This window comes from Janthinobacterium agaricidamnosum NBRC 102515 = DSM 9628, assembly GCF_000723165.1.
In the GTDB taxonomy this organism is placed as follows: domain Bacteria; phylum Pseudomonadota; class Gammaproteobacteria; order Burkholderiales; family Burkholderiaceae_D; genus Janthinobacterium; species Janthinobacterium agaricidamnosum.
The window spans coordinates 567,549-585,581 of record NZ_HG322949.1 but is presented as its reverse complement, the minus strand read 5'-3'; the positions used below and the strand labels follow the sequence as shown (position 1 = coordinate 585,581).

Here is an 18,033-nt window from a genome sequence, read left to right as displayed (position 1 = left end):
GGTGTGGTGGCAGCGAAGGCGGTAAAATAGAAGGCGTAGACCAAAATTGCACGCACGCGTGAAAACCGGTCAATCCGCTATTTTATCAAAATGCCCCGTCAACCTGCCTTTTTTTAATAAAAACAACTCACTTCATGCCTTTTCCCTTCACAGCAGAACAGAAGCAAACGGCATTTTGGGTCGCGGTCTGGCTGGCATTTTTACTCTTGCTGATCACACTGGGCCCGGTGCTGACGCCGTTCCTGACGGCCGCCATCCTGGCCTACGCCCTCAATCCGCTGGTCGACCGGCTCGACCGGCTGCGCTTCAAGCGCTTTCCCCGCCTCGGCATCGCGCGGCCGGTGGCGGCGCTGATCGTGATCGTGCTGTTTTTCCTGGCGATTACCGCGCTGGTACTGATCGTGCTGCCGGTGCTGCAAAAGGAAATTCCGCTGCTGAAGGCGCAAATCCCGCAATTCCTGAACAAGGCCAACGATTTCCTGGCGCCCCGGCTGCGCGAAATGGGCATCAAGGTGCGCCTCGACGGCACCGGCATCCGGCGCTTGCTGTCGCAGCAAATCACCGCCGGCGGCGATGAAATCTGGGGCACCGTGCTGTCGTCGGCGCGCATCGGCGGCACGTTCGTGATCGGCTGGCTGGCGACACTGGTGCTGATCCCGGTGGTATTGTTTTACCTGCTGCTGGACTGGCACCCGATGCTGGCGCGGATCGCGGGCGCGGTGCCGCGGCGCTGGATCGGCCACACCGTCGGCATGGCCGAGGAAGTCGACACGCTGCTGGCGCAATACCTGCGCGGCCAGTTGCTGGTGATGCTGGTGCTGGCGCTGTATTACTCGGCGGCGCTGGCGCTGGCCGGTTTCGACGTGGCGCTGCCGGTCGGCATCCTGACCGGCTTGCTGGTGTTTATCCCGTATCTGGGCTTCGGTCTCGGCCTGATACTGGCGCTGATCGCCGCCGTGCTGCAATTCGCCGACTGGAGCGGGGTCGTCGCGGTGGCCGTGATCTATGGCTGCGGCCAGGTCTTCGAGGGATTTTTCCTGACGCCGCGGCTGGTCGGCGAGCGCATCGGCCTCAATCCGCTGGCGGTGATCTTCGCCTTGCTGGCGTTCGGCCAGTTGTTCGGCTTTGTCGGCGTGCTGCTGGCGTTGCCGGCGTCGGCCATCTTGATGGTGGCATTTAAGCATCTTCGGCGCCACTACCTGAGCAGCAGCTTCTATAATGCGTAGTTCGGCGCAAAGCTCGGTGGTAAACTGAGCGCTGGCAATCAGTAACAACGTAATACCTAAAAACAGGACAAGGCGAACGCCATGAAACAACTGGTGCTCGATTTAGGCGCAGACCAGGCGCACAGCCTCGATACCTTCGAGGTGGGACAGAATGCCGAAGTGGCGCAGCTGATGCGCCACTTCGCCGCGCGTACCTCGCGCGAACATTTTACCTACCTGTGGGGCGAACTCGCGGCCGGCAAGACCCACCTGCTCAAGGCGCTGGCCAGCACCGAGCGGGCGCGCTACATTTCGCCGTTTTCGATCGAATCCGAATTCGTCTATTCGCCGGAAATCGACCTGTACCTGCTCGACGATTGCGAAAAGCTGTCGCCGCTGGCGCAGATCGACGCGTTTGCGCTGTTCAACGAAATCCGCGCCAACGGCGCTTTCATGGTCTGCAGCGGCGCCGTGCCGCCGGCCGTGCTGCCGGTGCGCGAGGATTTGCGCACCCGCATGGGCTGGGGCCTGATCTACCAGATCCACAGCCTGACCGACGATGAAAAAGTCGCGGCGCTGACCCAGGCCGCGATCACCCGCGGCTTGACGCTGTCGCCCGGCGTGTTACCCTATCTGCTGTCCCATTTTCGGCGTGACATGCGCTCGCTGTCGACGATGCTGGACTCTCTTGACTTATATTCCCTGGAAACCCAACGCCCGATCACCTTGCCTTTGTTGCGCGAGTTGCTGCAGGCGGAAGCGAAAGAATGATGAATCTGGCCCTGTTTGACCTTGACCATACCCTGCTGCCCATCGACTCCGACAATGAGTGGGGCAATTTCCTGGTACGCACCGGCCTGATCGACGCCGCGCAGTACGCCAGCCGCAACGCCGCCTTTTATGAACAATACAAGGCCGGCACGCTGGACGCCGTCGAATACCTGGAATTCGCGCTCGGCACGCTGTCGCAATTCCCGCGCACCCAGCTCGACCGGCTGCACCTGCAATTCATGGAAGAAGTGGTCAAGCCGGCGATCTTGCCGTCGGTGCTGGCCCTGCTGCAAAAACACCGAGACGCCGGCGACCTGGTGGCGATCGTCACCGCCACCAATCATTTCATCGCCAAGCCGATCGCCGACGCGCTGGGCGTCGAACACCTGATCGCCGCAATGCCGGAGCTGGACGCCGAAGGCAACGTCACCGGCCGGCTCAACGGCACGCCGACGCTGGGCGCCGGCAAGCTGACCCACACCCACGCGTGGCTGGAAAAGCTCGGCAAGACGCTGGGCGGCTTCGAGCGCAGCTATTTTTACAGCGATTCGCATAACGACATTCCGCTGATGTCGGTTGTCACCCATCCGGTCGCGACCAATCCCAACGCCGCTTTGAGCGCACATGCATCGATCCACGGCTGGCCATCACTCCATTTATTCAATGATTAAAAAATTCATCCGCAAGATCCTCGGCACCAAGAAATCCGCCAAGCGCGACACCACCGCGCCGGTGGTGCTGGGGCCGGACCAGCATGCCATCGACCCGAAGCTGGTGTCGTCGAACGCGATCCGCATCACCAGCAGCCTGCAGGAAGCGGGCTACGAAGCCTTCGTGGTCGGCGGCGCCGTGCGCGACCTGCTGCTGGGCGTCAAGCCGAAAGACTTCGACATCGCCACCAACGCCACGCCGGAACAGGTCAAGCGCCTGTTCCGCCGCGCCTTCATCATCGGCAAGCGCTTCCAGATCGTGCACGTGATGTTCGGCCAGGACTTGCTGGAGGTGACCACCTTCCGCGGCGCCGGCGCCGATTCGGCGCCGAAGGACGAGCATGGCCGGGTATTGCGCGACAATACCTTCGGCCTGCAGCATGAAGACGCGCTGCGGCGCGACTTCACCATCAACGCCATGTACTACAACCCGGCCACCCAGCAGGTGCTGGACTACCACGGCGGCGTCGAGGATATCCGCGCCAGGACCTTGCGCATGATCGGCCAGCCGGAAGCGCGCTACCGCGAAGACCCGGTGCGCATGCTGCGCGTGGTGCGTTTCGCCGCCAAGCTGAAATTCAGCATCGAACCGGATACCGCCGCGCCGATCGCCGTGATGGCGCCGCTGATCAACAACGTGCCGGCGCCGCGGGTGTTCGACGAAATGCTGAAATTGCTGATGAGCGGCCACGCGCTGGCCTGCCTGCAGCAATTGCGCAAGGAAGGCTTGCATCACGGCTTGCTGCCGCTGCTGGACGTGGTGCTGGAACAGCCGCTGGGCGTCAAGTTCGTCACGCTGGCGCTCGACTCGACCGACCAGCGCATCGCCGCCGGCAAGGGCGTGTCGCCGGGCTTCCTGTTCGCGTCGCTGCTGTGGCACCAGGTGCTGGAAAAATGGACCGCCTACCGCGCGGCCGGCGAACCGACCATTCCGGCGCTGCACCTGGCGGCCGACGACGTGCTCGATTCGCAAACCGAAAAACTGGCCTTGCAGCGCAAGATCGGTTCCGACATGCGCGACATCTGGGCCATGCAGCCGCGCTTCGAGCGCCGGGTCGGCAAGTCGCCGTACAAATTGCTGGAACACGTGCGCTTCCGCGCCGGCTACGACTTCCTGCTGCTGCGCTGCGCTTCCGGCGAGATCGAGGCCGAACTGGGCGAGTGGTGGACCGCATTTTATGAAGGCGACGAAGAAACCCGCGAAGCGCTGCTGGCCAGCGCCAACGCGGCGCCGGGCGGCGCCAGGAAAAAACGTCCGCCACGGCGCAGCAACCGCGGCAAGAGCGCTACCGGCACGACTGGCGGCAGCAGCGGCGAGTAATGCGTGAGTAATGCATTGATAGCCTATATCGGTATCGGCGCCAACCTCGGCGACGCGCGCGCCAATGTGGCCGAAGCGGTGCTGCGGCTGGGCCGCATGCCGGACAGCGCGGTGGAAAAGGTCTCCAGCCTGTACCGTACCGCGCCGATCGATTCCAGCGGCGACGACTACATCAACGCCGTGGTGCGCATCGTCACCGGCCTGGAAGCCCATGCATTGCTGGCCGCGCTGCACCGCATCGAGGCCGAACATGGCCGCGAGCGGCCGTACCGCAACGCGCCGCGCACGCTCGACCTCGACTTGCTGCTGTACGACGGACAGCAGATCGGCACGCCGCTGCTGCAAGTGCCGCACCCGCGCCTGCAGCAGCGCGCCTTCGTGCTGGTGCCGCTGCTGGAACTGGCGCCGCGGATCGACATTCCCGGCCTCGGCCCGGCGCGGCAGTTTTCAGCGGCGGTAGCCGATCAGGCGATCAGCAAAATCACCTGACGCCCCCCTGCGGTTAAAATGCCGCTCCGGCGCGCGCCGCCATAAAGTACTACACTAGCGGCGTCGTCTCCCCTTATAACCAAGAGAACCCTTATGTCCGCATATTTGCAAGGAACCGAACTGGCTGCAAAAGACAAGGCCGCTCCAGCACCAGCGCCTGCCAAGCCAGTCCTCACCAAGGCCGTCACCATTCCGGCACTGGCCGCGCTGCGCGGCGCCGGTGAAAAAATCACCATGCTCACTTGCTACGACGCCAGCTTCGCTTCGCTGATGGAGCGCTGCGGCGTGGAAGTGCTGCTGATCGGCGATTCGCTCGGCATGGTGTGCAACGGCCATCACTCGACGCTGCCGGTCACCGTGGCCGAAGTGGCGTACCACACCGCCGCCGTGGCACGCGGCGCCAAGTCGGCGCTGATCGTGGCCGACTTACCGTTCGGCGCCTATGGCACGCCGGAAACCGCCTTTCACAACGCCGTGCAATTGATGCAGGCCGGCGCCCACATGGTCAAGCTGGAAGGCGGCGCCTGGCTGGCCGAGACCGTCAAGTTCCTGACCGAGCGGGCCGTCCCGGTATGCGCCCACATGGGCTTGACGCCGCAATCGGTGCACCAGCTGGGCGGCTACAAGGTGCAGGGCAAGACCACCGAAAGCGCCGACTTGCTGAAATCGGACGCGCTGGCGCTGCAGGCGGCCGGCGCATCGCTGCTGGTGATCGAGGCGATCCCTGCGCAACTGGGCCAGGAAGTCACCGAATTGCTGGCCATTCCCACCATCGGCATCGGCGCCGGTCCGGATTGCTCCGGCCAGGTATTGGTGATGCACGACTTGCTGGGCGTATTCCCGGGCCGCAAGGCGCGCTTCGTGCGCAACTTCATGGACGGCGAAACCAGCATCGACGCCGCCGTCACGTCTTACGTGCGCGCGGTAAAAGACGGCAGCTTCCCGGCGCCGGAACACTGCTTCTGATCGTACAATTTGGTGCGGCCGCCTGATACGCCGGCCGCACCGTTCGCATTACACTCAGTGGCAGCAGGTATTCGACGCCCACACCGGCTGGTTGTTACTGTAGGTCACCAAATTGCCGTCATTTTGCAAGAACGTCACGGCGCCCGGATGGCTGGCGCTGACGCTCTGCCACAGCACAGTCCCTTGCGCATCGTATTGCACCAGGCGGCCATCGTCTTGCAGCAAGACCTCTGCCGCGCTGCTGCCGGCCGTGCCGCTGGCCCATAATTGGGTATCGCCATCGGCAATCGTCAGGTTGCCATCCTGGCCCAGGTGCAGCGTAAAACGTCCGTCGCACGAGGTCAGCGTTTCGCCGCGCAACAAGCCTTCCCCAGCCAGCAACTGGCCGCAGACCAGCGGTTTCGTCACGGCCGGCAACAAACGCAATTTATTCAGCGGCACCGCGTCGGCAATCGCCTGCAACCCCTCTTCATTCGGATGCAGGCTGTCGCCGGCATTAAAGGCCGGCAAGTAGCGGGTGCGGTCGGCCGGATCGCTGGTCGCCAGCGCCTGGTCGACGATGCCGTCGCAACCGCTGTCCGGGCCTTTCATGAACGCTGCCAGCTGGGCGCGGGTATTCTCGGCGCCTTGCGTCCATTGCGGCGTGCCGTGGAATGGCGTCAGCGTCGAGCACAGGAACTTGACGTTGGCCTGGTGCGCCTGGGCAATCAATTCCTTGTACACGGCGATCAGCTCGGCTGCCGATGGCGGATTGCCGTTGTTCAGGCTATTCACCGCGTCATCCGACACGATCACCCATTTCACGCCAGCCTGCTGCAAGGCGTCGCGCTTGAAGCGGGTGCGGCCGGCCTGGCCGGCGCCATCGAAGAAAAAGTTATTGCCGCTGATGCCCTGATTCAACACCCCGACCGTCATATTGGCTTGTTGCAAGCGGCGCGCCAGGTCGTTCGGCCAGCGCCGGTTTACATTGCCGCGCGACGCGATGCCATCGGTGATCGACGCACCGAACGCCACCACGGCGCCGGTCGCCGCCGGGTTTTGCACGTCCAGGCCGGTCAGGAAATAATATGCCTGACCACTGACCGAATTGGCGCTGCCACCCGGCAAATCGACGGTGGCGCTGACATTGCCCGGCGCGATGTACACGTCTTGCAGCGAACCGGCATGGCCGGTCGAATTATTGCCGGTGCGTCCAGGCAAATAAATACTGACGGCGACATCGCCCAGCGCCGGCACATTCAGCGCCACCGCATCGCTGAGCACCTCCGCGCCGCGCGGGATGGTGATCGAGGTCTGGCCGCCGAATGTCGCCAGCCGGTCGCTGCCGGGAACGATCCTGGCGTCCTTGTCGCGCAGCGCGATATGGACGTTACCGATTTGCAATGGCTCGCCGCCAAACAGATTCGACAGCCGCACCCGCGCCGCCGAGCCACCGATGCTGGTGTAGACGATCTGGCGGATGGTCTGGTTGTTAAACCCGGCGTCACCGGTGGTCCACGGCGTGACCGCCCACGTGCCGGTCCATGGCACTGCCGCGGCGCTGGACTGGGCCAGCGCCGGAATGCTGCTTGCCATCAATAATGCCAATACCATTTTTTTTACGTGATGAAACCTGACCTTCATGCCGTTTCTCCCAAATTATAAGATTGCTATAAAGAAAATAATTCTACATGGAAAAAGTATCCACAGAGCAAAATATCAGAAAATTAAGAAGCCCGGCGCATGCGTGAAACAGCGCACATCCGGCGCGTGGCGAACGGCGTAGCGTGTCATTTGCTTGAACCACTCAGACAGGGAGCACAGCATGAGCACTCTACAATCCGCCGCCACGCTGGCAGCGGCGGCAAGGTCTGCCATTTCTGCGGCGCGGAACTGGGCGGCACCCAGGATCCAGGCCAGGATCCGCGCGGCGCGCCCGACCCGGCGCCGTTATGGAATCTGCTGGACTTGACGCCGGGCGAACGCGGCGAGGACTGGTATCCGAAGTTGTCGTATTAAGAGCCTATCCCAGTAGATGAATACGCCCTCTTCTGGCGCCCCTCAGGAACGGGGACTGCGTTGATCGTCGTCGCGTGGCTCGCCACGCTTGCTCCTCACGCCTGGTCCGCGCTCCTGATGCGCGGCCAGAACAAGACGCTCACTACTGCGATAGGCTCTAAGCGATCTGGATCCAGGTAGTTTTCAGTTCAGTATATTTATCGAACGCATGCAAGGATTTATCGCGGCCATTGCCGGATTGTTTGTAGCCGCCGAACGGCACCGTGATATCGTCGCCGTCGTACTGGTTGACGTGCACCGTGCCGGCCCGCAGCGCACGCGCGGTCTGGATCGCCTTGCTGATATTCGAGGTCCACACCGCCGCCTGCAAGCCGTACGGCGTGCTGTTGGCTTGCCTGACCGCGTCGTGGATATCGCTGAAACCGAACACCGACAACACCGGCCCGAAAATCTCTTCGCGGGCGATGCGCATGCCGCCATGTACGCCGTCGAACAAGGTCGGCTGCACATAAAAGCCGCCGCTGTCGCCACGCGCCTGGGCGCCGCCCGACAGCAGCCTGGCGCCATCGGCCTTGCCGGCTTCGATATAGCCCATCACAGTGTTCATCTGCGTCGCATCGACGATGGCGCCCATCACGGTCGCTTCGGCCAGCGGATCGCCGGGCTGGAATGCCGGCATCATGGCCAGCGCCTTTTCCAGGAATTGTTCCTTGACCGATTCTTCGACAAACAGCCGCGACGGCGCATTGCAGCTTTCGCCCTGGTTGAAATAAATCGAGCCGATCGCCGCCGCCACCGCCTGGTCCAGGTCGGGACAATCGGCGCACACGATATTGGCCGACTTGCCGCCCAACTCGGTCCAGGCCCGCTTCAGGTTCGACTGGCCGGCCATTTGCAGGATCAGCTTGCCGGTCCGGGTCGAGCCCGTGAAACCGATGCAATCGACATCCATGTGCAGCGCCAGCGCGGCGCCCGCTTCGTGGCCGTAGCCCGGCAAGACATTCAATACGCCCGGCGGCAAGCCCGCTTCGAGGGCGATCTCGGCCAGCCGCAAGGCCGTCAGCGGCGACTTTTCGGACGGTTTCAAGATCACGCTGTTGCCGGCCGCGAGCGCCGGGGCGATCTTCCACGCCGCCATGATCATCGGGTAATTCCACGGCACGATGGCGGCCACCACGCCGACCGGTTCGCGGGTGATCAGCGCCAGGCTGCTGGCCGCGGTCGGCGCGATTTCATCGTAGATCTTGTCGATCGCCTCGCCATACCAGCGCAGGCAGTTGGCGGTCGCGGCCACGTCGACGCTCTGGCTGTATTTGATCGGCTTGCCCATGTCCAGCGTTTCCAGCAGCGCCAGCTCGGCGCCGTATTGCTGCACCAGGTCGGCGAACTTGAGCAGCACGCGCTTGCGCTGCGCCGGCGACTTGCCGGCCCAGCGCCGGTCGTCGAACGCGGCCCGCGCGGACACCACCGCGGCATCGACATCGGCGCCGTCGCAGCGCGCCACCAGGCCCAGCTTGCGGCCGTCGATCGGCGACAGGTCGTCGAACTGCTGTCCTGATTGGGCCCACACCCGCTGACCGTTGATCACGGCGCGGCCGTCGATTGTCAGTTCCCGCGCGCGTTCATGCCATGTCGCCGTTGTCATTATCGTCTCCTCAAAGGTTGTTTTTACTCCGAACCGTCAGCGGAAAACGCTGCGGAAATCTGCTTGCGGCGGCGCCGTTCGGCGCGCGCCAGCATCACGCTCGATACGATCACCGCGATCGTCACCACCAATATGGTCAGCGCGGCGATCGCATTCACGCGCGGGTCCAGGCCAAGCCGGGCGCGCGAGAAAATCACCAGCGGCATGGTGGTCGAACCGGGGCCGGACAGGAACGCGGACAGCACCACGTCGTCCAGCGACAGCGTAAAAGTCAGCAGCCAGGCCGACGCCAGCGCTTGCGTGATATTCGGCAGCGTGACCAGGAAAAACACCTGGTGCGGCCGGCAGCCGAGGTCCATCGCCGCTTCCGCCAGCGACTTGCCCATTTCCTGCAGGCGCGACTGCACCACCACGGCGGCGTAGGCCATGCCCAGCAAGGTATGGCCGATCCAGATCGTGAACGTGCCGCGCTCCGGGAAGCCGAACACTTTTTGCATCGACACCAGCATCAGCAGCAGCGACAGGCCGATAATCACTTCCGGCATCACCAGCGGCGCGCTGACCATCGCCGAAAACACCGTGCGGCCCTTGAAGCGCTGGTAGCTGGTCAGCGCGAACGCGGCGAACAGGCCCAGGATCACCGACGAGGTGGCCGACATGAAGGCGATTTTCAGCGACAGGCCGAAACCGGAAATGATTTCGGTGTCGTTCATCAGCTCATGGTACCAGCGCAGCGAAAAGCCGCTCCACACCATGTCCTGGCGCGACTCGTTAAAGGAAAAAACGATCAGCACGACGATCGGCAGGTACAGGAACAGATAACCCAGCGACAGCCAGCCGCGGCCGAACCAGCGTTGCAGGAAAGTGGCTCCGTTCATGCGCGCGCTCCTACTTCCTGGCCAGCCTTGTATTTGTTAAAGATCGCCATCGGCACCAGGATCAGCAAGATCACCAGCACCGTCACCGACGACGCCATGGCCCAGTCGTTATTGGTGAAATATTCATCCCACAGCACCCGGCCTATCATCAGCGTTTCCGGGCCGCCCAGCAATTCCGGGATCACGTATTCGCCGACCGCCGGGATAAACACCAGCATCGAGCCGGCGATGATGCCGGACTTCGACAGCGGCACCGTGATGCGCCAGAACGCCTGCAGCGGCGTGGCGCCGAGATCGGCCGCCGCTTCCAGGAAGCGTATGTCCATCTTCACCAGGTTGGCGTACAGCGGCAGTATCATGAACGGCAGATACGCGTAGACCATGCCGACCACCAGCGAAAACGCGGTATTCATCATGTGCAGCGGCTCTTGTATCACACCCAGCGTCAGCAGCAAGTCGTTCAGCAAGCCGTGGTTGGCCAGGATGCCCTTCCACGCATACACGCGCAGCAGGAACGAGGTCCAGAACGGCAGCATCACCAGCATCATCAGCACCGGCCGCACGGCGGGTTTCGCGCGCGCCATCGCATACGCGAACGGGTAGCCGATGCACAGGCAGATGGCGGTGGTGACGGCGGCGTATTTCAGCGAACTGAGGTAAGTGAGCACATACAAGTCGTCGCTGAAGATGGTCAGGTAATTGGCCACCTTGACCTTCAGTTGCAGCACGCCGTCGGCGTAGCTGAGCAAGCCGCCCAGCGGGCTGCCGCCGTCCAGGTCGGACAGGCTGATGCGCAGCACGATCAGGAACGGCACCAGGAAGGCGATGGCCAGCCACAGGAACGGCACGGCGATGACGACGTTGCGGCCACTGGCCCAGCGCAGGGCCACCAAATTTCGCAACGGGAGCGGCAAGGATTTCATCGATGATTTCCTTAGCTGGTCAGCACGACCATGTCGGCGCCGTCCCACCACACGTGGACGCGCTGCTCGCGTTCCAGGCGCGCGCTTTCGTGGCGCGCCGCGTTGGTGCGCGACACCTTGACCTGCATGCCGCTGTCGAGCCGCACGTGGTACAGCGTTTCATTGCCAAAATACGCCATCGCGGTGATCACGCCGGGCGCGCAATTGTAGCCATGCTCGGCCGGCGAAGCGCGTTCCCCGGCCGCCGGCGGCGCGACTTGCAGCGCCATTTTTTCAGGCCGCACCGCGACCGACACCGGCATGCCCATGGTGCCGGTGATGCCGTGCGCGACATAACACTGGCCTTGCGGCGTATCGATCACCACATGGTCCGGCTCGTCGACGGTGATATGGCCGTCGAACAGGTTGACGCTGCCGATGAAGTCGGCGACGAAGCGGCAATTCGGGGTTTCATAGATTTCGCCCGGCGCGCCCACTTGCAGGATGCGCCCTTCGCTCATCACCGCGATGCGCGTCGCCATGCTCATCGCCTCGTCCTGGTCGTGGGTCACCATCACGCAGGTCACGCCGACCTGCTCGATGATGTTGACCAGCTCCATCTGCGTGCGTTCGCGCAGCTTCTTGTCGAGCGCGCCCAGCGGCTCGTCCAGCAGCAGCAATTGCGGCCGCTTGGCCAGGCTGCGCGCCAGCGCCACGCGCTGCTGCTGGCCGCCCGACAGCTGGTGCGGCTTGCGCCTGGCATAGCTCGACAATTGCACCAGCTCCAGCATCTTGTCGACCTGGGCCGCCACTTGATCTTTCGGCAAGCCGTCGCGCTTCAAGCCGAAGGCGATATTGTCCCACACCGTCAGGTGCGGAAACAGCGCGTACGACTGGAACATCATATTGATCGGCCGCTGGTACGGCGGCACGTTGACGATATCCTGGCCGGCCAGCGTGATCTGGCCGGAGGTCGGCGTTTCGAAGCCGGCCAGCATGCGCAGCAAGGTCGACTTGCCGCACCCGGAACTGCCCAGCAGCGCAAAAATCTCACCCTTGTTGATGGTCACGGAAATATCGTCGACGGCGCGCACGCCGTCGAACGCCTTGACCAGGTGACTGATCGACAGGAAGGGGGCAATCGGCGGAATAGGCGGGCTGTTCTCACTGGCCGGTGCGGCGGATGGTGCAGTCGTCATGGTTGTGCAAATAAAAATTGATCGAAAAAAGCGGGCGGCATCAGCTTAAAAACCGGCCAAACCCCGAAGTTTAGCGGATGTGTCCGCGATCCGGTCCAAAACTTGTCCCGATCCGGGTTTGTCGGCTGAATCCAACACAAGTTCCGCCCGCTGTTTTCGCGCCGTTTATAACCAGCCGCGCGCCTTGACATCGTCATAAGTCTGGTCCAGGCACAGCCGGATCAGCGCCACCATTTCATCGATTTGCGCCCGGCTCATCACCAGCGGCGGCGCGACGATCATGCGCGGCCCGACGGCGCGCATGATCATGCCGTTGTCGAACATATGGCCGCGGCAAATCATGCCGATATTCTGCTCGTCGCTGAACGGCACATGGTCGTGCAGCGTCGCCCCCTTGCGCCGCACCAGGTTCAGGCCGGCCACGAAGCCGCAACTGTCGGCATCACCGACCAGCGGATGGTCGGCCAGCGTGGCGAAGCGCTGCTTCAGGTAGGGGCCAGTATCGTCGGCCACCTTGTGCACCAGCTTTTCATCTTCGATGATGCGGATGTTTTCCAGCGCGGCGGCGCACGCCACCGGGTGGCCGGAGTACGTAAAACCGTGGGCGAATTCGCCGCCCTGCCTGATCAGCACGTTCGCCACCCGGTCGCCGACCAGCACCCCGCCCAGCGGCACGTAACCGGACGTGACGCCCTTGGCGAACGTGATCAGGTCGGGCTTGATGCCGAACAGTTCGGACGCGAACCAGGTGCCGAGGCGGCCGAAACCGCAAATGACTTCGTCGGCGATCAGCAAGACGCCATATTTGTCGCAGATGCGCTGGATTTCCGGCCAGTAGGTGGCCGGCGGAATCACCACGCCGCCGGCGCCCTGCACCGGTTCGCCGATGAAGGCGGCGACCTTGTCGGCGCCGATTTCGAGGATTTTATCTTCCAGCCACGAGGCCGCCTTCAAGCCGAATGCCTCCGGCGTCATGCCGTGTCCCGCCTCCAGGTAATTCGGCTGGCCGATATGTTCGATGCCGGGGATCGGCAAGCCGCCCTGCGCATGCATGCCATCCATGCCGCCCAGCGATGCGCCGGCCACGGTGCTGCCGTGATACGCGTTGTGGCGGCTGATGACGGTGTGGCGCTCCGTATAACCGAGCAAATCCCAGTAGCGGCGCACCATGCGCAGATTGGTGTCGTTCGCTTCCGAACCGGAACTGGTGAAGAACACGTGCTGGAATTGCGGCGGCGAGATCTGCGCCAGCTTGGCCGCCAGTTGCACCGCCGGCAGGTTGGTGGTGTTGAAAAAGCTGTTATAGAACGGCAGCGTTTCCATCTGCCGGTAGACCGCTTCCGAAATGCTGGTGCGGCCGTAGCCGACGTTGACGCACCACAGGCCGGACATGCCGTCGAGGATTTTCTTGCCGTGCGAATCCCACAAATAAATGCCGTCGCCGCGCACCATCACGCGTGCGCCCCTGGCGTTCAATTCCTGGAAATCGGTGAACGGATGCAGATAATGCGCCGAGTCGAGCTGCTGGATCGCGGCAGTATCGTACAGCTGCTGATGGCTGGCGCTGTGGCGCACCGACGCGACTAAAGAGGCGCTGGGCGCCAATGGATTATTCGACATGGTCTTCCTTTCTCTCAGACGTGCAGCAAAAGATGTTCGCGTTCCCAGGGGCTGATGACGGTCATGAATTCCTGGTGTTCCAGGTCCTTGATCGCGGCATAGACATCGATGAAGCGCTCGCCCAGCACGGTGCGCAATTTGTCTTCGGCGCGCAGCGCCTGCAGCGCTTCCGGCAAGCCTTGCGGCAGTTCGAACTTCATGTCGTAGGCGCTGCCGCCCATCATCGGCGTCGGTTCCAGCTGTTCCACCATGCCGAGGTAGCCGCAGGCCAGCGTCACCGCCAGCGCCAGGTAGGGATTGGCGTCGGCGCCGATGATGCGGTTTTCGATGCGGCGGTCTTGCACGCCCGATTCCGGCACCCGGAAACCGACGGTGCGGTTATCCACGCCCCACTGGATATTGATCGGCGCGGCCGTATGGCGCACGATGCGGCGGTAGGAATTGACGTACGGCGCGACGATCGCCATCGCCGCCGGCATATAGCGCTGCAAGCCGCCGATGTAATGCTTGAAGATCGCCGCCGCCGAACCGTCTTCATTGCTGAAGATATTCAAGCCGGTCCTGGCGTCGACCACGCTCTGGTGCACATGCATCGCCGAACCCGGTTCGCCGGCCATCGGCTTGGCCATGAAGGTGGCGTACATATCGTGCTTCAGCGCCGCTTCGCGCAGCGTGCGCTTGAAGAAAAATACCTTGTCGGCCAGGCCCAGCGGGTCGCCATGCAGGAAGTTGATTTCCATCTGGCCGGCGCCGATTTCATGGATCAGCGTATCGACGTCGAGGTTCATCAGCTCGCAGTAATCGTAGATATCCTCGAACAGCGGATCGAACTCGTTGACGGCGTCGATGCTGTACACCTGGCGGCTGGTTTCGGCGCGCCCGCTACGGCCGACCGGCGGCCGCAGCGGCAAGTCGGGATCGGTGTTCTTCGCGGTCAGGTAAAACTCCAGCTCGGGCGCCACCACCGGTTTCCAGCCCTTGTCGGCATACAGTTTCAACACCCGCCGCAACACCGAACGGGGCGCGAAATCGACCAGCATGCCATCGGCGAAATAACAGTCGTGTATCACTTGCGCGGTCGGATCGGTGGCCCACGGCACCATCGTGATGGTGGTTGGATCGGCCTTCAAGATCATGTCGCGGTCGGTGCTGGAAATGGCCCGGTCGTAACCGCCGTCGTCGACCGGATAATTGCCGGTGACGGTCATGCCGAGCACCGCTTCCGGGATGCGCATGCCGCGCTCCTGGGTGAATTTACCGCGTGGCAGGATCTTGCCGCGCGCAACGCCGGTCAAGTCCGGCACCAGGCATTCTATTTCGGTGACCCGTTTTTCATTGAGCCACAAATCCATGTCGGTATAGGTAAAATTTTCGCGAATTGCCATGTACTTCTCTCTTAAGTCTTGATCAAGCGCCGGGCTCTGGGCTCGCTGGCGCGCCGAAGGTGCTGTGGGGAGTGCTGCGTGGCGCGGGATAACTAAGGAACCCGCCGCGCCCACCGTTCGTAGGTAGTCATAGTCCTCCCTTTCTTTTACCTTGGTAAACACGGCATGCCTGGCCGAATGCGCCAAACAATTTCATCGATTGCGGGTTGTCGGCGATGCGCCATTCCGGATGCCATTGCAGCGCCAGGCTGAAGCCGGGCGCATCGGCCACGCGGTACGCTTCGACCAAACCGTCGTCGGCCACCGCTTCGATCGCCAATCCCGGCGCCAGCCGGGCGATGCCTTGGCCATGCAGCGAATTGACCATCATCTCGGCCGCGCCATCGAGGATCTGCGCCATGCGTCCGTCCTCCCGCAGCGATACGCGGTGGACCGGAGCGTACTGGCGCTCGAGGTCGAACTCTTCGTTTTCACGGTGGTCGTGCATGCCGGCCACGTCGTGCACCGCCTGGTGCAAGCTGCCGCCCAGCGCCACATTGACCTCCTGGAAACCGCGGCAAATCGCCAGCAGCGGGATGCCGCGCCGCAGCGCCGCGCGGATCAGCGGCAAGGTGGTGGCGTCGCGCGCCGGGTCCAGAGGCAGGCTGGCATCGCGCACTTCTTCGCCGTACAGGCCGGCGTGCAGATTCGATGCCGAACCGGTCAGCATCACGCCGTCGGCGGTGGCCAGCACCGCTTCCAGGTCGGTGTCGCGGCCCAGCGCCGGCAAGACCAGCGGCATGCAGCGCGCGCCGTTGACGACCGCCTGCACATATTTGTCTTGCGCCGTGTGATACGCATGCGCGCCGATCGGCTTAGCGCAGGCGGGAACAATAACAATGGGACGGCGCATGATTTATCTCCGTTCAGTGATGGTGCCTGGAATTGGGACCAGCATATGCACCAATCTTGCACCAATCTCAATTAAGCCATGCCTTACTGTACAGCATTTGGGGAAATAGCTATTTTTAATTGGAAACACAGAACCAATTAGATGCGATTTTATAAGATCGCTGGAAATTCCTTTACACCCAAATAGGAACCAATTCCCTACCGCACGCACCAAAAATAACTGATGCGTTTCTTCTTCAGTACGTTTCACAGCAATGACATCACATCATTTCACGAATTGTCCGTCAATTGTGAAATATATTTTTCAACAATATTAATTATTTCCTTGAATATTATTAAAATATGTATAAATATAATTACACAAATACAATGCCCAACCAGCAAATCTCTGGCCATCACAATCCTCAGGATCTTGAACGAACAATCAGAACAAATGAGCGCGATGCTGGCAAAGCTTCCGTAACTGGCGGCAACAAGTCTCGCTCATCAAACCTGGCGCTTGCGCAAGGTTCCAATACCATGCGTCATGTCATTAACAACACGCCATCGTCTGCCGAAAATACCGTCACGCGTGCGAGATTGCCGAATGCCGGCATCGCATTAAATGAGGCTGACAAGGCCCGCATCGCCAAGGTGCGACAATATTTGGGGACATTGGACAAGATTCGTATTGGCGTACCCAAAGCACCGGGTTTAGGACATCAGGCAGCGACCTTGACCATGGTGCAAGAGCTACGCGATTTGGGGTTTAATAAAATAATTGAACTTATTCCCGAAAACAATGATAAGGCGACATCGAAAAAATTGGAGACGCTGCTGCCTGGCTATATCGATAATGGCGAAGCCGTACAGGAACTGCTGGATAAAAGAATACGCGTCCTACAGAATATCGAATCACATGAGAAAACAGAATTAGGCATTTACGCGGCGCTTGATAACCCGCTCAATGTCGATTTACACAAGAATCTGAATGCCAGCAAAGTCCTCGTTTTACAACCCCACCAATGGCATTCGCCGCGCTTTGTCAGCATCGTGCCGAAGAAAAAATTGCTGAATCATGTCGGGGTTGGTAGTACACGGCCCAAGATCCAAGGTGTTGACAAGATTTCACAAGACTTTATCTCAAAAACATTAGGCGCGGAAAACTCAAGCCAAGGCCGCTCGCATTCCTCACAAAGACCGGATCCCGCAACGCTAAGTCAAAGCCGCCTGACTTATTTTTCCCAGCTGGTTGCAAAACCGGAAAATTTGAATTTCCTGGTGACGCTGGAATACCAAAAGGAAGCCGACACCTTAAATGCGCAAGCCGCAAAGTTGTCGGCATCCGGACACCCGCAAGAAGCTTCCCTGTTGCGCAAAAAAGCATTCGACAGGACGGCTTGCGGCGAAACGCTCAATACCCTGTTAACCGGCGTTCGCAAAGGTAAAGTCGATATGATGACGACTTACGGCGCAGACTTTAAAGTCGCCATCACGGCGCTGGCGGCAGGGATTCAATATGCGCAAAAACACAGCAATACACTGGGAACGGTTTTACTGATCACCGGCAACTGCAAGGATTCAGCGCTGACAGACTTGCCAGCATCCACCAAAATTGTGTCGGCGCACGATAGCGACAACGCTATCGCACAGATCCGCTCGCTGGCAAAAGGCCAGCTTTTGGTGCTGCGCTTGGGCGGCGCACCAAAAAAAGTATTTCATGAGTTAATTCGGGAAAGTACCATGCCCCCGGTGTACGAGGGGGCGAATACGAATAACATCGGAAAATTGCTCGGCCAGCCTCATATGAGCTGGAACTGGATGTTCACCCCGCTGATTCCGCCATCGGACCCATCCCAAAAAACCGTCATCGATCAACTTCAGCAGATTGCCAATGGCTTGCAGGGCAAAGCCCCCACTACCGTTGCAAGGGATGTGGGGGAATATATTATTTCGGCCAGAACCAGGCATTCGCCCGTCCGCAACTACTTTGCCGACGAACAGCAAGAATTTTTGAAAGCGGACAATAACTCAGTCGTTGTCGGCCTGGATCGTTTATTGTCCTCTGTGTAAG

Annotated in this window: 15 protein-coding genes and 1 pseudogene; 8 read left to right on the top strand and 8 right to left on the bottom strand. The window is 61.3% G+C overall.

Annotation, left to right across the window (positions count from 1 at the left end):
- The first annotated feature begins 134 nt into the window (after nt 1-134).
- The 6 genes from GJA_RS02420 to panB all read left to right on the top strand — a co-directional run bounded on the left by GJA_RS02420 (nt 135) and on the right by panB (nt 5,462).
- Nucleotides 135-1,226, top strand: coding sequence for an AI-2E family transporter (locus GJA_RS02420; RefSeq protein ID WP_038488391.1), 1,092 nt, complete (start codon nt 135-137; stop codon nt 1,224-1,226).
- Nucleotides 1,227-1,307: 81 nt separating this feature from the next.
- Nucleotides 1,308-1,976, top strand: a complete 669-nt coding sequence (gene hda / locus GJA_RS02415) for a DnaA regulatory inactivator Hda (RefSeq protein ID WP_038488388.1) — start codon at nt 1,308-1,310, stop codon at nt 1,974-1,976.
- Nucleotides 1,976-2,647, top strand: a complete 672-nt coding sequence (locus GJA_RS02410) for a histidinol-phosphatase (RefSeq protein ID WP_038498435.1) — start codon at nt 1,976-1,978, stop codon at nt 2,645-2,647. Before hda ends, GJA_RS02410 begins: the two co-directional genes overlap by 1 nt.
- Complete coding sequence (gene pcnB / locus GJA_RS02405) at nt 2,640-4,007, top strand: polynucleotide adenylyltransferase PcnB (RefSeq protein ID WP_038488385.1); 1,368 nt, start codon at nt 2,640-2,642, stop codon at nt 4,005-4,007. The genes GJA_RS02410 and pcnB overlap by 8 nt, the downstream gene beginning before the upstream one ends.
- Before the next feature lie 3 nt (nt 4,008-4,010).
- The gene (folK, locus tag GJA_RS02400) at nt 4,011-4,496 is read left to right on the top strand and encodes a 2-amino-4-hydroxy-6-hydroxymethyldihydropteridine diphosphokinase (RefSeq protein WP_038488382.1); all 486 of its coding nucleotides are present in this window, start codon (nt 4,011-4,013) and stop codon (nt 4,494-4,496) included.
- Nucleotides 4,497-4,589: 93 nt separating this feature from the next.
- On the top strand, nt 4,590-5,462 hold the full coding sequence (panB, locus tag GJA_RS02395) for a 3-methyl-2-oxobutanoate hydroxymethyltransferase (protein WP_144241408.1): 873 nt from the start codon (nt 4,590-4,592) through the stop codon (nt 5,460-5,462).
- A gap of 54 nt (nt 5,463-5,516) precedes the next feature.
- Here the strand turns inward: panB and GJA_RS02390 are convergent, their stop codons facing one another.
- A complete protein-coding gene (locus tag GJA_RS02390; RefSeq protein WP_051781353.1) occupies nt 5,517-7,037 on the bottom strand; it encodes a GDSL-type esterase/lipase family protein in 1,521 nt (506 codons plus the stop codon).
- A gap of 261 nt (nt 7,038-7,298) precedes the next feature.
- Here GJA_RS02390 and GJA_RS02385 point away from each other — a divergent pair.
- A pseudogene (locus GJA_RS02385) lies at nt 7,299-7,460 on the top strand (DUF899 domain-containing protein); the annotation flags it as partial.
- A gap of 157 nt (nt 7,461-7,617) precedes the next feature.
- On the opposite strand, the gene GJA_RS02380 reads toward GJA_RS02385, so the two are convergent.
- The 7 genes from GJA_RS02380 to GJA_RS02350 all read right to left on the bottom strand — a co-directional run bounded on the left by GJA_RS02380 (nt 7,618) and on the right by GJA_RS02350 (nt 15,981).
- On the bottom strand, nt 7,618-9,105 hold the full coding sequence (locus tag GJA_RS02380; protein WP_038488373.1) for an aldehyde dehydrogenase: 1,488 nt from the start codon (nt 9,103-9,105) through the stop codon (nt 7,618-7,620).
- A gap of 23 nt (nt 9,106-9,128) precedes the next feature.
- Nucleotides 9,129-9,983, bottom strand: coding sequence for an ABC transporter permease (locus tag GJA_RS02375; RefSeq protein WP_038488370.1), 855 nt, complete (start codon nt 9,981-9,983; stop codon nt 9,129-9,131).
- Nucleotides 9,980-10,906, bottom strand: coding sequence for an ABC transporter permease subunit (locus GJA_RS02370; RefSeq protein WP_038488367.1), 927 nt, complete (start codon nt 10,904-10,906; stop codon nt 9,980-9,982). Before GJA_RS02370 ends, GJA_RS02375 begins: the two co-directional genes overlap by 4 nt.
- Nucleotides 10,907-10,917: 11 nt before the next feature.
- Complete coding sequence (locus GJA_RS02365; protein WP_081905218.1) at nt 10,918-12,084, bottom strand: ABC transporter ATP-binding protein; 1,167 nt, start codon at nt 12,082-12,084, stop codon at nt 10,918-10,920.
- A 165-nt stretch (nt 12,085-12,249) separates the two neighbouring features.
- On the bottom strand, nt 12,250-13,704 hold the full coding sequence (locus tag GJA_RS02360; RefSeq protein ID WP_038488364.1) for an aspartate aminotransferase family protein: 1,455 nt from the start codon (nt 13,702-13,704) through the stop codon (nt 12,250-12,252).
- Nucleotides 13,705-13,718: 14 nt separating this feature from the next.
- Nucleotides 13,719-15,089, bottom strand: a complete 1,371-nt coding sequence (locus tag GJA_RS02355; RefSeq protein WP_038488361.1) for a glutamine synthetase family protein — start codon at nt 15,087-15,089, stop codon at nt 13,719-13,721.
- A 127-nt stretch (nt 15,090-15,216) separates the two neighbouring features.
- Nucleotides 15,217-15,981 (bottom strand): gamma-glutamyl-gamma-aminobutyrate hydrolase family protein, encoded by a 765-nt coding sequence (locus GJA_RS02350; protein ID WP_038488358.1) that lies wholly within the window; start codon nt 15,979-15,981, stop codon nt 15,217-15,219.
- A gap of 368 nt (nt 15,982-16,349) precedes the next feature.
- Between GJA_RS02350 and GJA_RS02345 the strand changes: the two genes are divergently transcribed.
- Nucleotides 16,350-18,032, top strand: a complete 1,683-nt coding sequence (locus GJA_RS02345; RefSeq protein WP_144241407.1) for a hypothetical protein — start codon at nt 16,350-16,352, stop codon at nt 18,030-18,032.
- The last annotated feature ends 1 nt before the right edge of the window (nt 18,033 follow it).

Coding starts and splice junctions, on each gene's coding strand:
- GJA_RS02420 (WP_038488391.1), top strand. CDS start 135: ATGCCTTTTCCCTTCACAGCAGAACAGAAGCAAACGGCATTTTGGGTC.
- hda (WP_038488388.1), top strand. CDS start 1,308: ATGAAACAACTGGTGCTCGATTTAGGCGCAGACCAGGCGCACAGCCTC.
- GJA_RS02410 (WP_038498435.1), top strand. CDS start 1,976: ATGAATCTGGCCCTGTTTGACCTTGACCATACCCTGCTGCCCATCGAC.
- pcnB (WP_038488385.1), top strand. CDS start 2,640: ATGATTAAAAAATTCATCCGCAAGATCCTCGGCACCAAGAAATCCGCC.
- panB (WP_144241408.1), top strand. CDS start 4,590: ATGTCCGCATATTTGCAAGGAACCGAACTGGCTGCAAAAGACAAGGCC.
- GJA_RS02390 (WP_051781353.1), bottom strand. CDS start 7,037: ATGGCAAGCAGCATTCCGGCGCTGGCCCAGTCCAGCGCCGCGGCAGTG.
- GJA_RS02380 (WP_038488373.1), bottom strand. CDS start 9,105: ATGACAACGGCGACATGGCATGAACGCGCGCGGGAACTGACAATCGAC.
- GJA_RS02375 (WP_038488370.1), bottom strand. CDS start 9,983: ATGAACGGAGCCACTTTCCTGCAACGCTGGTTCGGCCGCGGCTGGCTG.
- GJA_RS02370 (WP_038488367.1), bottom strand. CDS start 10,906: ATGAAATCCTTGCCGCTCCCGTTGCGAAATTTGGTGGCCCTGCGCTGG.
- GJA_RS02365 (WP_081905218.1), bottom strand. CDS start 12,084: ATGACGACTGCACCATCCGCCGCACCGGCCAGTGAGAACAGCCCGCCT.
- GJA_RS02360 (WP_038488364.1), bottom strand. CDS start 13,704: ATGTCGAATAATCCATTGGCGCCCAGCGCCTCTTTAGTCGCGTCGGTG.
- GJA_RS02355 (WP_038488361.1), bottom strand. CDS start 15,089: ATGGCAATTCGCGAAAATTTTACCTATACCGACATGGATTTGTGGCTC.
- GJA_RS02350 (WP_038488358.1), bottom strand. CDS start 15,981: ATGCGCCGTCCCATTGTTATTGTTCCCGCCTGCGCTAAGCCGATCGGC.
- GJA_RS02345 (WP_144241407.1), top strand. CDS start 16,350: ATGCCCAACCAGCAAATCTCTGGCCATCACAATCCTCAGGATCTTGAA.